This window comes from Blautia sp. AF19-13LB (assembly GCF_003479105.1).
Taxonomy (GTDB): Bacteria; Bacillota; Clostridia; order Lachnospirales; family Lachnospiraceae; genus Fusicatenibacter; species Fusicatenibacter saccharivorans.
The window spans coordinates 1-13,328 of the sequence record NZ_QUGO01000035.1 but is presented as its reverse complement, the minus strand read 5'-3'; the positions used below and the strand labels follow the sequence as shown (position 1 = coordinate 13,328).

Sequence of the window (13,328 nt, the reverse complement as noted above, 5' to 3'; positions counted from 1 at the left end):
CCAAAGGTATCTATATATTTGTAGGCATATCTCCCGTCTTTTCTCTGGCTCTCTCCGGTGCGGAGAATACGATTTTTATTATCCCGTCTTTTTTCCGACATCGTTATGCTCCTTTCCATAATGGAAAGAGCCTTGATATGCTTGACTACATTGTACCACATTCAAGGCTCGATTTCACTATCAGATTGCGTCCACCATATCAATCATTTTTTCAAACTGCTTACGCTTAATCTGAATACGGTTTCCGTTCATCATTACCCAGTCCGGGACGGGATTTTCTTCTGCCAGTTTCCGCAGCTTGCTTTCTCCGATACGGAAATATTTTGCTGCTTCTTCTATGGTAAGCGTGTACTTTTCCCAAATCGGCACGTCGTTATTGTTCAATTTGTCGTCCCCCTTTCTTAATGGGTCAAAAGTCAATTTGTAACATAGGCTTTAATCGGACGGCTATTAGCGTAACCTCATGGGACTTGCACCCCTCCGGCGGTCTGCCGAAGCCCTACCCATTGCCTGCGACGCTTCTAACGCTCGGACTATGGCTGTAAGGAAGTATCATTATGTATTCTGTGCGTTATCGCCCGCAAGTTGCTACACTTGCTTTGCAGCGGTGGTGTTGTTCGCTCGCTTTTCCCGTAGGAGAAAGGTCATGGCGCACCCGCCGTATGGCTCGGCACAAAAGGAACGTATCCGATTTGCCTTATGCTGCGCCGCCGTTTTCTTGCGCCGCTTTCTTTGTCAAGGTTCAAAATGGCTGTGCTGCCGCATTAGCAGCGGAACGGAAAAGGGGGAGTAAAGACGTTCCACTGCCGATTGCGGTTATTTCTCTGTTCTAAAATTGAGGACAGCCATCATCAGTTTGGCTTGCAGCCGTTCCCGAATGTCGTTGTCTATACCAAAATAAACATTTCCACGCTCGTCATATAACTTTCGCATGGATAAACGGGCTATGTAACCGCTGAAATGCTGCAAGACCATTTTCATAGCGTCCGGGTCGCCCTTTGTCGCTGCCACAATGACAGGATAAGGAACAAGGGCATTTTCCGGGTAGCCGGGTTGATTACCATTCGTCCCATTCATCAGCATTTTCCTCCAAATATTTTCTTAATTGTTCAAAAGAGCTTGTCCGTCTGTACTGTATTGTGCTTCTCGGTGTATTGAGCAACTCTGCAATTTCTGTATCGCTCATTCCCTCGAAATAATACAGCAATATGGCTTTGCGCTTTTCTTCCGGCAAAGTACGGATTGCTTCAAGAAGCAGCTTCGGCGTGATTTTCTTTCCGGCTTTTTCAAAGACGGTTTCAGCAGTTTCCCGTTTGAAATATTCATCAAAGGTATGTAGCTGTCGCGCTTCATCTAAGGTCATGTCGGAAAAGGTTACTTCCTTTGCCTTATGTGTACGAAGCTCTCTATGAGCGTCGCACGCTTCATTGTGCAATACCGCATTGCAATACTTCTGAAAAGAACATTGCTTATAAAACTCCCTGCTATTAGGTTCCACATTCTCACCTCCTTTCTTGTTGAAAGTTGGTGGTGCTTCCCCCTTTTCGCGGGGTAATACGGAGCCTTGAAAAAATGCCAAATATTTTCGGAAATTTTTTCAAAAATTTTTTTAAGCATACAAAATGCGCCCGTCCGCAAAAAAACGCGGACAGGCGCATAGGAACAATAAAAAGTATTTAGATGATTTAATAGTTCATATCTAAGGGTAGGAATATCCCCGGTGGCGGTCGGGCTTTTTTTGATAAATCAAAGAATGTAAGAATTTGTTGATGTGGTTTATAACTCATGGCGGCTACCTCCTAAAGCCGCCATGTCTACATGGTTAAGGGTCGTCGTACAGACAAAAAGAAACGGCGGCTCTGAAAATCAAAGCCGCCGAAATAGAATAGGCGCGTGAAAATATGGCTGCTCTGCGACGGCTTTTTTTCTTTGCCGTCGTCCGGCAGATGTTGGTTGTATCATTACTTATTTTTGATTGTTTTTTTAGATGTTAAAATCAAGACAGAAAACAATCCACAAAAGAACAAACTCATAAGGCTAATAATGATTTCTCCAAAGGTGGCAGAATAATAGCCGGAAATATTGAATGTAGCAGTAATAGGATAGCAAGCCGAAAGAACATCGGATATACTTGTGAATAATCCTGCAAAAGAATAAATTACTGTAAAAATCAAAGCAAGCCAATAGCCTTTCTTTATTCTTGATACAACCGCAATAACAGGTGCAATAGCAAAGAAAATTCCAATGCCGTCAAGTAAATAGATTTTGAAAAAACTTAAAATCATTTTGATAGACAAGCCCCTAAAATGCAAAATAACTTCAACTAAAAATGTAATGCCGAAAAGCAGCAAATAAAAGAGTACGCTAAATGCAAAAGTAATAAGTAATTTTGCAATCGTCATTTTAGCTTCACTTATAGGAATTAAACGTAATGATTTAATAGTATCTTCTTGTTCCTCACGACAAATCATATAGCTCCCAAAAAGTGCAATAACCGCAGGAAGAACAAAAAAAGTTGCTAAAGACTGTGCTGCGTTCATAAACCACCCTGCGTCATCTATATAGCGTTTTTCCCCAAAAGAAAACTGCCCTTGAGTAAAAACAATAATTGCAACCATAATAACTGCGAATATGGCGACCAACACAATTTTTGAACGTCGGAGTTTTTGATGTTCTGCCCAAATCAATTCTTTCATCATTCAATCACTCACTTTCTATGCTTTAAGGAAATGTACGCAAATACGATAGAAACAATAGTCCATATACCGATACAAAAAAGTGCAGCCGGAATATTGACTTCCTGTGCCAAAATAACACCGGGAATATCTCGCATGATAATTGCTGTTGCACTGGATAGAGGGTGTAGGTACATATTAACCATAAGCAAAATAAAGCTAAGAAAGGTGTAAACCAGTGTCACACATACAGGAAGTATATAGTTCTTCCCGGCAGCTGCAACCGCTAAAAGTGGTAATATGGAAAATGCGGTAAGTATGGCGATTTCAATACATTTCTTAAATAGATAACTGATACTATTCCATTCAAAGGTTATATAACCGGGAAGCATACCGAAAAATACAGACGCTATGGCTGTAAGCAACATAAAACAAACGGAATAAGACAGTACAACAATAAATTTGCTAAAAAAATATCCTGTCTTGCTAATCGGTATAATCCACAACTGTTTGAGCATATCGTTTTGATTTTCGTCATACATGAGCATAGTAGAAACCAAACCTAATACAACAGGAAGTATAATCCAAGCTGTATAGCTGAATGTAGTCCACTTATAAAATTGTAATGGTTCAATAACTGTTTTATCAGCACTTCTGAAATAAAAGACTGCAAGAAGTGGCATGAAAAGAGCGGATAACAGCATTAACACAATAAATTTTTTTCGACGCAGTTTAAGAAACTCTGCCTGTATCAGCCTAAGCAATTCCTTCTCCTCCTGTGATTTTTTTGAAATAGTCCTCTAATGTATCATTGCATAGCTGAGAACTGATAACAGCTATATCCTGTACCACAAGAGCTTTATTGACAGCAGCCATATCCAACGAAGTGTCATAAATCCGCAGGGTGTGTTCGTCCTGTACGGAATATTCGGTAACCCCAAACTGCCTTTCCAAAACAAGAGAAGTTTTCGGTATATCAGAAACTTGCAGAAGTATATACTTACTGTTTTTCTTTTGCAGCTCATTCATGCTGTTTTCTTCCAGTAGTACACCATGGTCAATAATGCCGATGTCATCAGCCAGTAGTGCAATTTCGGACAGAATATGACTGGAAATAAGAATTGTTTTTCCACGCTCGATACTTAAAGTCTTAATAAAGTCCCTTACTTCTGCAATGCCTATCGGGTCAAGACCGTTTGTAGGTTCATCTAAGATTAGCAGTTCCGGGTCATGTAAAATAGCATTTGCTATTCCAAGACGCTGCTTCATTCCAAGAGAATACTTGCTAAACAATTTTTTATCCCGATAAGGCAGACCGACAATCTCCAAGGCGTTTTTTACTGCATTTGGCGCAGCAGTACCGCGCAGTTTTGCAAATATCTCCAAGTTTTCCGTACCTGTTAAATTCGGATAAAAGCCGGGTGTTTCAATAATAGCACCAATCCGGGGATATACTCTTTTTTCCCTCCCTTTGATATTTTGACCGAATACGTCTACTTCGCCGGAAGTAATATCGGTCAACCCCAAAATCATTTTCATAATTGTGGTTTTACCCGCCCCATTACGTCCCAACAGCCCATATATCTGTCCTTGTTTCACATGGATATTAACAGAATTGACTACCGTTTGCTCTCCATAAGTTTTTGTCAGTTGTTTTGTTTCAATTACATATTTATTCATCATATATCCTCACTTTCAATAGGTCTGTTTCCGCAATGCAAGTACGGAAACAATGGCTGAAATACTTCCAATTACCAAAAGAGAAATTAAACAGATATTCGGAGATATAGTTATTTCTATTCCTCCCGCCCATTTCTTAACCATTTCTGCTGCGTCAGATGAAATATAGGGATAAATTCCCATAACACTCGCCAGTGGGTGCAGTCCCATAATCCCCGACGGAATAAGCACGACAGGCACAAGATAAAGTAATGCAGCCCCAATCGGTAGAACATATCCCTTTGCCAATGTTGCTAAAAAAATAACGGGGAGCATTGCAAGTGGAACTAACACGCCACCGGCTAAAAATAATAATCCCGCCTGTAAAATTGTTTCCGTATTCAAATCTGTAAAGCCGCCTGCAAGAAAGCCGCCAAGAATACAGATTGCAAAAGTAAGCAGACATAGTGCTAATGACATAAAAATTACCACTGCTATCTTTGAAAAATAAAGTTGCGTTTTGGAAATCGGAATAATCAGAAGTCCTTTTAAGGTATCATTTTTCTGTTCATCAAAGAACAATGTGGTTGCAAACATACTCAACACAATAGGCAGAAACAAACTTGTAAGGTTCTTAAATGCCAATGTGTATAAATCACTAAAACTATTCATTAGTGAGCTACTTCTTGATATACTGAAAGCACGTTCAACTGCGAATATTCCTAAAATTGCAGTTAGAATAAAGATACCTAAGACTGTCTTATTGCGTTTCCATTTCAGCATTTCAGTAGAAATGATAGTCATTGTCTTTTCCTCCTTTCTACCTCCCATTATATAGTATCAACCTTGCCATAACCTTGCCGAAACCTTGCTTTTTTCTTGTTTTATAACAGGAAAGCCCCGCATTATTTACAGGGCTTTGGGAAGCAATATAGTAAATACAGTCCCTTTATCAGAGCTGTTTTCAGCGGTAATGGTTCCTTTGTGAACACTGATAAGCTCTTTCGCAATCGCCAGTCCTAAACCATTTCCCTTTGCAGACCGCGACTGGTCGCACTGGTACATTCTTTCAAAAATATGTGGCAGCTTGTCGGGAGCTATTCCTTTTCCATTATCTGAAATTATAATTTTAGCTTGTTGTATATCTTCACAAATATGCAGTGCCATTTTATCTCCCGCACTATGGATAATAATATTTTGAAAAAGATTGTTAAGTACGCGGGTATATGCGTTTACATCTATGCGAATAAAATACTCTGTTTCGGGTATGACAAACTCATATTCAAAATGATTGCTTTCTAAGACGGGAATCCAATCCGCTATAATGTTGCGGGATAACTCGTTAAGGTCAAATTTTTCAAAATGAAAAATCTGCTCTCCGGAATCCAGTTTTACCCATTCAAACAAATTTTCTACAAAGGATTTCATATAGTGGGCTTTTTCATGTGCGACATGGATATATTCGTCCTTTTCCTCTCCAATAACAATTTTGTTTTCAACCGCTTCCAGATAACCTACAAGAGAAGCAAGCGGGGTCTTTACATCATGTGAAAGACTTGTCATCAGCCGTTTATATGCCTGTTCAGATTGTCTTTGCCGTATAAGCTGCGCCTGACTGTTTACTGCTATTTTGTTAATGTCATAGCAAATTGTTTTTGTCATATCGTTTTCGCCTGCTAAAATACGTCGGTTCAAATTCCCGCCCTTTATATCCTCTAAGGCGTCTTTTATCAGCGCAAGCTGTGTCCGCACACGCCGTAAGACAAAAAGGAGATACATAATAATAAGCAGCATAAGGGCTATCACTATGAAAAGATAAACATTTATATCCATGTTACGCCTCCTTGTTAAAACGGTAGCCGACACCCCGGACAGTTAAAATGTAAAAGGGGTGGTCGGGGTCTGGCTCAATCTTTTTCCTTAATTTGCTAATAAAAGACATAATATTGCTATCATCAAAAGCGTATTCTTCCTCCCATACCTGTGAATAAATTTGTTTTTTGGTAAATACTCGTCCTTTGTTGGAAGCAAGAAAGAGAAGTAAATCAAATTCTTTTCCTGTAAGCAAAACGGGAATATCTTTGACCGTAACTGTACGATTTAATTTGTCAATTACCATATCTTTCAACGATATGCTGTCTATGTCTGCCGTAAAGGGGTTTAAGGTGGTATATCGCCGGATAAGGGAATTGACACGCGCCAAAAGCTCGTTAATACCAAATGGCTTTGTCAAGTAGTCGTCTGCTCCCAGTCGCAGACCGAAAACCTTATCTTCTTCGCTGCTTTTTGCAGTAAGCATAAGCACCGGGATATTGCTTTTATCTCTAATTTTTTGGAGAATCTGAAACCCGTCTATATCCGGCAGCATTACGTCCAAAATAATAAGGGAATAGCTATCTTTATTTTCATCAATTAGACGAACCCCCTCAATACCGTTATATACAGTTACGGCTGATAATTTTTCCTGCTCTATACACTTTTTCATAAGAGCGCAAAGCTCTTTATCATCATCTATAATCAAAACTTTATTCATGGTGCAGCTCCTTTCCTTGTTTTGTTCTCCCATCAATCGGTTTTTCTGCGTCTTTTGGTATCAACCACATATACCCAAGCTTTGAAACACCCGGTATGCGGTTATCTCTGCAAAGTATCTGTACACGTCGTTCAGAAATCCCCCATTTCTTCGCTGCTTCGGGGCAAGACATATATTCCATAACACTAAAGTCCTTTCTACAAATCATATCAGTATAATTATAGTCGGATACACGAACAATAGCAAGTATACAGATATGAATTATTATGGCTAATTAGCGGAACTGTATAGACATATCCAAGAAGAAAGGGGAACAGTAAAATGTAACTGGGTGAATAAATATGGCAAAAAGACCAGTAGAAAAATATGACTTCAAAGCATTTGGAGAAGCAATAAAAGCTGCGCGGACGGGACGCAAGGAAAGCCGTAAACAGGTAAGTGATGAAATGTATATTTCCCCTCGCTACCTTGCGAATATTGAAAATAAAGGACAACACCCCAGTCTGCAAATCTTTTTTGAGCTTATGCTCCGTTACAATATATCCGTAGACCAGTTTCTTTTAGATACGCCCGCCGGAAAAGATACAAAGCGGCGGCAGCTCGACGCTCTCCTTGATGATATGAGCGATAACGGCATACGGATTGTAACAGCAACCGCAAAGGAAATTTCAGAAGTCGAAAAAGAGGACAATAAAAACGTCCGGCAAAATTGAATATGGATTTTCGGAAGCGTTGTAATCTTTTTTGAGATTACAGCGTTTTTCTTTTGTATAAGTTCGGCAAAATGGCTTTTTCTTCGTAGAGGGAAATAAGGGCATAAAAGATAAAAACTTTCTTAGCAAGCATAGGAAAAGAGTACCCTTTTCCGTATTTTCGCCCTCTTGCCCTGCGGTGCGTCGGTTGAAAATTGCTTGTTGGGAAGTGTCCCAAACCCTCAAAGCGGAAAGGAGCGATTGCATGAACGGACGCAAAAGAAAAGTACAAATCAAATTCTATGTAACAGAGGAAGAACGGGCGTTGATTGAGCAGAAAATGAAGCTCGTTCCTACCCAAAACATGGCGGCGTATCTTCGCAAGATTGCCATTGACGGCTATATCATTCAGACAGACCATAGCGATATAAAAGCCATGACAGCGGAGATACAGAAAATCGGGGTCAACATCAATCAGATTGCAAAGCGCGTCAATGCGACAGGCAGCGTCTACCAAGAGGACATAGAGGAAATAAAGGGGGTGCTTGCGGAGATATGGCGGTTACAAAGATTAAGCCTATTAAAAGCACGTTGAGCAAAGCCCTTGATTATATCCAAAACCCGGATAAGACAGACGGGAAAACACTTGTGTCCTCTTTTGGGTGCAGCTATGAAACGGCAGATATTGAGTTTGAATATACTTTGTCGCAGGCTCGGCAGAAAGGGAACAACTTAGCCTTTCATCTGATACAATCGTTTGAACCGGGAGAGGTGGACTGTGAGAAAGCCCATGCAATCGGAAAGCAGCTTGCCGACGCAGTAACAAAGGGACAGCACGAATACGTCCTAACTACCCACATAGACAAGGGGCATATCCATAACCACATCATTTTTTGCGCGGTCAACTTTGTTGACTACCATAAGTACAATTCCAATAAGCGCAGTTACTACGGCATACGGAACATGAGCGATAAGCTGTGCATGGAAAACGGGCTGTCCGTTGTCATTCCGGGTAAAGGCAGTAAGGGAAAAAGCTATGCAGAATATCAAGCGGAAAAGACGGGAACAAGTTGGAAAGGCAAGCTAAAAATTGCCGTTGATACACTTATCCCCCAAGTAGCAAGTTTTGAAGAATTATTGCAGCGGTTACAGGCGGCGGGCTATGAGATAAAGCCGGGAAAATATATCTCCTGCCGCGCTCCCGGACAGGAACGCTTTACCCGCTTAAAAACCCTCGGTGCAGATTATACAGAGGAAGCAATCAAAGAACGGATTGCAGGCAAGCGCACAAAGGCAGCGAAAGCTCCCAAAGAGCAGCGCGGCGTATCGCTGCTTATCGACATTGAAAGTAGTATCAAGGCACAAGAGAGCCGGGGCTATGAACAGTGGGCGAAAATCCATAATCTGAAACTGGCTGCAAAGACTATGAATTTCTTGACGGAACATAAGATTGAGCAGTATGCAGATTTAGTCAGTCGGATTGAGGACGTAAATGCGGAAAATGAAAAGACAGCAGACGCATTAAAGGGTGTGGAGAAGCGTCTTGCGGATATGGCGGTGCTGATGAAGCACGTTACCACCTACCAAAAAACAAAAAACGTCTATGAAGCATACCGCAGGGCAAAGGATAAGGACACATACCGGGCAAAGCAGGAAAGCAGTCTGATACTCCATGAAGCGGCGGCAAAGGCATTGAAAGCGGCGGGTGTTACCAAGCTCCCCAATCTTGCCGCCATGCAGGAAGAATACGGGAAGCTCCAAGCGCAGAAAGAAGCCCTTTACACTGATTATGGCAAGTTGAAAAAACAGGTCAAGGAATACGACGTTATCAAACAGAACATAGACAGTATTTTAAGACTGGAAAAAGAACCGGAACGGGGCAGGGAAACCGAACGCTTACAGTAGAAATATCTATAAAAGCGTGGTAGGATAAAGGTATTCCAATATAGACAGGAGCGTGAAAACATGGCAGACCAAACGATACCCGATTATGAAACCATACGCGCCGCCGTTACCGGAGAAACATGGGCGGTGGAAAAGGTGCTTATGTGCTACAAGGACGAAATCGACAGGCAGGCAACTGTAAAGAAACGTCAACCGGACGGAACATTCAAACTGGAAATTGATGAAGATATGCGCCAGTATATCACAATGAAGCTGATAGAAGCCCTCCCCCAATTTCCCCTTGAAGAAATGGAAAGAGAGGAAAAAAGAAATCGGGACAAAAAAATCATAAAAAGGTAGACGGGAAGCTGCTGCGGACAGATAAGCAGTTTCGACATTTGAAACAACGGCAAAAAGAAACTATCAGTACATGGCTTTATGAAGAATACCGCCGCCTTTGGATAGAAAAGGGACAGGAGCCGCATAAACGCAACAACCGGGAAATCGTTGCCGCTGTTATGGAACGGATAGAAGCTGCGGGGATATGGCTGCCGGAACAGGAAGTAACAAAATATTTTTACCGCAGGAAAACCCATTACCGGAACCGGATAGAAAAAGAATTACAGCCGAAGCCGGAAATGCAGGATAAAGACAGTCAGACACAAAAAGAACAGGGCGCAGGAAGCCAGTAATGACCTCCCGCACCCTGTTCTTTTATAGGTACTAATTTTAAATTGTTACGCAGTAGAACCCTGATTTCAAGGGAAAAGGTATTCTGTATCGCCTATGCCAGTTTCACGCCGTTTATGCCCTGTAAATCAAGGCTTTTTTCGCCCTTATTGCGTAACCGCCGCACGTCGTTTCCTCATGCGCTCCGCTGCCTGTCTGCGGGTAATGCGTTTCCGGCAATCCGGGCAGTATTTGACGCTATTTGATTTTGATACAAAAAATGTGCCGCACTCGGTACAACGCTTTTTGTCCTCGGTTTTGAAAAGCTCTGCATACAGCAGCTTATCAAGAGGAAGTACGGCAATCTGAAACCACTTGCATAAAAGCGAACAGGAAATAAGCTGCGGGCAGACACATTCCTCCCCGTCGTCCAGTAAGATACAGTGTCCGCGCTCGCAGTTGCAGCACTCCTTTTTTACAAGGCTGTTGACTTTCCGGCTCTGTGGCGGCGTGAGCCGCTTACTCCTGGTCATACTTCATCAGCGGCGAAAATGGCAAGCTCCGCATACTCGTTTTCTGTTAGTGGGGAAATTTTCTGTAAGGTGCGTTCTGCAAAGGGGCGCATATCCTCGTCCATGAACGGCAGCGCAGCCGTCATATTTTCCATAAGCTGTGCTTTGCTTCCCTCATGGTAAATACTCAACAGGTTCATTTCTTCAACGGTCAGTCTAATCATGCTCATACCTCCAATTCGTGATGTTTTGTTTTTGCTGTCTTTTTCGGGACTTTTTGGGATTTTTCTGTTTGTAACTGCGCCCGGACAGAGGGAGGGGACTGTTTCATCTCTTTATTCCTCTCGCTTTTATCTATCAGCGCATAAACGCCATGCCTGCCCTCCAACGTAGATAAGGAAAGGCTTTTGTAAGGGAGCATGGAAAGCAGCCGTTCCATATCCTTATCCGTTGCCAGTGGAACAAAGTAGGGAGAAAGTTCTACCGCACAATGGGTCTTTTCGGGGCTGTCCGGTTCCCCAAGCCCTTTTACATTTTCCACAATCCGGCGGGCTTCTGCTTCAATCCGTCTGTCATGCAGGGCGGCGATATGTAACTGAAAATCCCTCTGCGTATGCGGTGTTCGTTTTTTCTGCTGTTCCCTCAAAAGGCTTTTTAAGGCTTCCGGGTCGTTTGGCTGTGCTTCAAAACGTATAAACTTTCCAAGTTGCGGGTCAGTGTCCCCGTCAAAATATTGTCCGGCAGGCTTTGTCAGCTCCCCATGCTCATAAATCAGCGTGTAGTTGTCGGCAGGGATTGATTTTTCGATTACTTCCCGGAAATGCTGCAAATAATCCAGTTCATAAAGATTGCCCTTGATTTTTCCCTGCTCTGTGCCTGTCAGTTCCACCGCATAGGCAAGGATAGTATCGCGGGTCTGTTCCCCGTAAAACCGCCATGTATTATGCTGCCTTGTATCCTTTAGAAAAACGTCCCGTTCCCGGAAGCAGCACGTCCCGGACGGGCGGGAAAACCACAAAAGCCGTTTGTCCTCCGGGACAGGGCTTACCGCCGCTTTCTGTAAAATCTGTTTGTCTATGTCAAAATCGCTCTGATAAAAAGCGGTATTCTGTTTCATTATGGCTTCAAGGGAAGCGATAACGTCCACATTTTCAAATTTTTGTAACTTCATAGGTCAGCTCCTTTCCAAATCCTGTGTTTTCTGTCTTGCCTGTTTCTTCGTCGTCTGTTCTTTCGCTGCTTTAAGCTGCGCCCGGATAGAGGGCTTTTCCTGTTTGGCAGACTTGCCGCGTTCCTTATCGGTTTTCAATGCTTTGGCGTATTCTGCAAGGGAAATCTGTTCCCCGGCTTTCGCCTTTTCCTCCAGTTCCGCAGCGGTCGGGGTGTTGTTTATCTGCCCGTCAATCATATTGTAATTTTGCTCGGTGGTCTGCTCGGCAGCTTTCAGATAGTTTTCCGGTTGCAAAAACTCCGACACGTCCTTATAGCCGAAGCTGTCTACATAGTGGGCGGTGTCCTGCCCGTTCTGATGAAGCACCACCACGTCGGAAACGGAAAGGCTGTGTCCCTTAAAATCTTTCGGGTGGTCGATATTAAAGCGGGTGTAAATATCTTCAAGGGAAGTCCCCGGCGTAAGAGGTGCGGAATAGACAAGCGCATAGTTTTTCGGGTCTACCCGCTGTCCTGTGGTAGTCAGACGGTCATAAGGTTCAAAGCGCAAGTCCCTTGTTTCGTTCCCGTCTTTTATCTGATAAATGGAAAAGGTGTCTTTGTCCTGTGGGGCTTCCTGTTCCTGTGCAGCTACCTTTTGCTGCCGGATATGCGCCCGCTGTAACTCGGTAGGCTTTTCCCCGGTAAGGGGTGCAATCGCTTTGACATAATCAGCCGCATAGTAGGCGTTACTGGTAAGCTGCCGCTGCCATGCCCCTGCTTTTGGCGACCAACGGAAGCCATTACTTTTTAGGGCTTCCCGCGTGGCTTCGTCCGGCTTATCCTCAAAGAAGATTTGCAGGCGGTTTGCTTCGGTGTTTGCTTCCACCTTGCCGCCGTCAAATTTCCAACCCACAAAACCGATTTCTTTTTGCTGTGAAAGGGATTTGATACGGTCTTTTACACGCCGGATTTCTGCGCTGTTGTTGGATAACGCCCAAGTCGCAAAGGGCTTGTCCTCCAAATGCCAACTGCTCGCCATGTCCGCTTTCAGTTTTTCCAGTTCCTCCGGCGGTAAATGCGGGCAGCCGTCAAGGGTCTTATGCTTGCGGTAATAGGCGTTTACGGCTTTCATGGTTTCCTGCGATTTTTCAAGGCTTTCCAGTTTCTTTTCTAACTTCTGTACTGCCTGCGGGTCGTCTGCGCTGATACCGCCCATGCCGGTGCTGCGGATTTTATCAAGAAGTCCTTGTATGTCCTGCCATTCCCGGTAATTGCTGTCGCGGGCTGCGTTCTGCTTTTCTTTCTTCCTTGTGGGAAAGTTAGAGCCGCCCGCAATCAGGATAGAGGGAACACGCGCGTCAATCTCATAGCCTTTGTTCATGTTCGCCGCCAGTTTCCGGGCGTAGGTGTCAAGCAGGCTGTCGATTTTATCATGGTACATCGGGTCTACCCGCTGTTTCTGCCTTTCTGCAAGCTGTACGGCTTCATCAACGTAATGCCTGTATTCAGCCGTCGCGCTGCCTTGCTTATAATCGGAAAAGCTGTTCATATC

At 43.2% G+C, this 13,328-nt stretch carries 20 protein-coding genes; 5 read left to right on the top strand and 15 right to left on the bottom strand.

All coding sequences use genetic code 11. From position 1 onward, the window contains the following. The 11 genes from DWX32_RS18560 to DWX32_RS20305 all read right to left on the bottom strand — a co-directional run. Positions 1-101 (bottom strand): integrase DNA-binding domain-containing protein (locus DWX32_RS18560; RefSeq protein WP_133145961.1); only part of this gene is annotated, 101 nt, incomplete at its 3' end. A 79-nt stretch (positions 102-180) separates the two neighbouring features. After that, the gene (locus tag DWX32_RS18555; protein ID WP_118142516.1) at positions 181-384 is read right to left on the bottom strand and encodes an excisionase; all 204 of its coding nucleotides are present in this window, start codon (positions 382-384) and stop codon (positions 181-183) included. A 432-nt stretch (positions 385-816) separates the two neighbouring features. Then, positions 817-1,077, bottom strand: coding sequence for a helix-turn-helix domain-containing protein (locus DWX32_RS18550; protein ID WP_005933821.1), 261 nt, complete (start codon positions 1,075-1,077; stop codon positions 817-819). After that, on the bottom strand, positions 1,058-1,498 hold the full coding sequence (locus tag DWX32_RS18545) for an RNA polymerase sigma factor (RefSeq protein WP_021421424.1): 441 nt from the start codon (positions 1,496-1,498) through the stop codon (positions 1,058-1,060). The genes DWX32_RS18550 and DWX32_RS18545 overlap by 20 nt, the downstream gene beginning before the upstream one ends. Before the next feature lie 463 nt (positions 1,499-1,961). Further along, entirely contained in the window at positions 1,962-2,699 is a 738-nt protein-coding gene (locus tag DWX32_RS18540; protein WP_118142518.1) for an ABC transporter permease, read from the bottom strand. Positions 2,700-2,707: 8 nt separating this feature from the next. Further along, positions 2,708-3,439, bottom strand: a complete 732-nt coding sequence (locus DWX32_RS18535; RefSeq protein ID WP_021421426.1) for an ABC transporter permease — start codon at positions 3,437-3,439, stop codon at positions 2,708-2,710. Next, entirely contained in the window at positions 3,432-4,355 is a 924-nt protein-coding gene (locus DWX32_RS18530) for an ABC transporter ATP-binding protein (RefSeq protein WP_021421427.1), read from the bottom strand. Before DWX32_RS18530 ends, DWX32_RS18535 begins: the two co-directional genes overlap by 8 nt. A gap of 15 nt (positions 4,356-4,370) precedes the next feature. Then, positions 4,371-5,138 (bottom strand): ABC transporter permease, encoded by a 768-nt coding sequence (locus tag DWX32_RS18525; protein WP_021421428.1) that lies wholly within the window; start codon positions 5,136-5,138, stop codon positions 4,371-4,373. Between the two features lie 105 nt (positions 5,139-5,243). Continuing rightward, on the bottom strand, positions 5,244-6,167 hold the full coding sequence (locus DWX32_RS18520; protein WP_021421429.1) for a sensor histidine kinase: 924 nt from the start codon (positions 6,165-6,167) through the stop codon (positions 5,244-5,246). A 1-nt stretch (position 6,168) separates the two neighbouring features. Next, complete coding sequence (locus DWX32_RS18515; protein WP_118142519.1) at positions 6,169-6,867, bottom strand: response regulator transcription factor; 699 nt, start codon at positions 6,865-6,867, stop codon at positions 6,169-6,171. Beyond that, positions 6,860-7,048 carry a helix-turn-helix domain-containing protein gene (locus DWX32_RS20305; RefSeq protein WP_021421430.1) on the bottom strand — a complete coding sequence of 63 codons (189 nt, stop codon included), beginning with the start codon at positions 7,046-7,048 and terminating at the stop codon, positions 6,860-6,862. The genes DWX32_RS18515 and DWX32_RS20305 overlap by 8 nt, the downstream gene beginning before the upstream one ends. 160 nt (positions 7,049-7,208) lie before the next feature. Between DWX32_RS20305 and DWX32_RS18505 the strand changes: the two genes are divergently transcribed. The 5 genes from DWX32_RS18505 (at position 7,209) to DWX32_RS18485 (ending at position 10,135) form a co-directional block, all read left to right on the top strand. Continuing rightward, positions 7,209-7,580 carry a helix-turn-helix domain-containing protein gene (locus tag DWX32_RS18505; protein WP_032509130.1) on the top strand — a complete coding sequence of 124 codons (372 nt, stop codon included), beginning with the start codon at positions 7,209-7,211 and terminating at the stop codon, positions 7,578-7,580. Positions 7,581-7,824: 244 nt separating this feature from the next. Beyond that, the gene (locus tag DWX32_RS18500) at positions 7,825-8,154 is read left to right on the top strand and encodes a plasmid mobilization protein (RefSeq protein ID WP_025578758.1); all 330 of its coding nucleotides are present in this window, start codon (positions 7,825-7,827) and stop codon (positions 8,152-8,154) included. Next, complete coding sequence (locus DWX32_RS18495; RefSeq protein ID WP_118142520.1) at positions 8,115-9,464, top strand: relaxase/mobilization nuclease domain-containing protein; 1,350 nt, start codon at positions 8,115-8,117, stop codon at positions 9,462-9,464. Before DWX32_RS18500 ends, DWX32_RS18495 begins: the two co-directional genes overlap by 40 nt. A gap of 60 nt (positions 9,465-9,524) precedes the next feature. Then, on the top strand, positions 9,525-9,803 hold the full coding sequence (locus DWX32_RS18490) for a helix-turn-helix domain-containing protein (protein ID WP_118142521.1): 279 nt from the start codon (positions 9,525-9,527) through the stop codon (positions 9,801-9,803). Between the two features lie 38 nt (positions 9,804-9,841). Further along, a complete protein-coding gene (locus DWX32_RS18485) occupies positions 9,842-10,135 on the top strand; it encodes a hypothetical protein (protein ID WP_021423282.1) in 294 nt (97 codons plus the stop codon). Between the two features lie 144 nt (positions 10,136-10,279). Here the strand turns inward: DWX32_RS18485 and DWX32_RS18480 are convergent, their stop codons facing one another. The 4 genes from DWX32_RS18480 to DWX32_RS18465 all read right to left on the bottom strand — a co-directional run. Continuing rightward, on the bottom strand, positions 10,280-10,645 hold the full coding sequence (locus tag DWX32_RS18480) for a cysteine-rich VLP domain-containing protein (protein ID WP_118142522.1): 366 nt from the start codon (positions 10,643-10,645) through the stop codon (positions 10,280-10,282). Continuing rightward, the gene (locus tag DWX32_RS18475) at positions 10,642-10,854 is read right to left on the bottom strand and encodes a transposon-transfer assisting family protein (protein WP_005933795.1); all 213 of its coding nucleotides are present in this window, start codon (positions 10,852-10,854) and stop codon (positions 10,642-10,644) included. The genes DWX32_RS18480 and DWX32_RS18475 overlap by 4 nt, the downstream gene beginning before the upstream one ends. Further along, on the bottom strand, positions 10,851-11,795 hold the full coding sequence (locus DWX32_RS18470) for a hypothetical protein (protein WP_118142523.1): 945 nt from the start codon (positions 11,793-11,795) through the stop codon (positions 10,851-10,853). The genes DWX32_RS18475 and DWX32_RS18470 overlap by 4 nt, the downstream gene beginning before the upstream one ends. Before the next feature lie 3 nt (positions 11,796-11,798). Next, positions 11,799-13,328, bottom strand: a 1,530-nt coding sequence (locus tag DWX32_RS18465) for a YodL domain-containing protein (RefSeq protein ID WP_118660834.1), incomplete at its 5' end; no start/stop codon positions are given.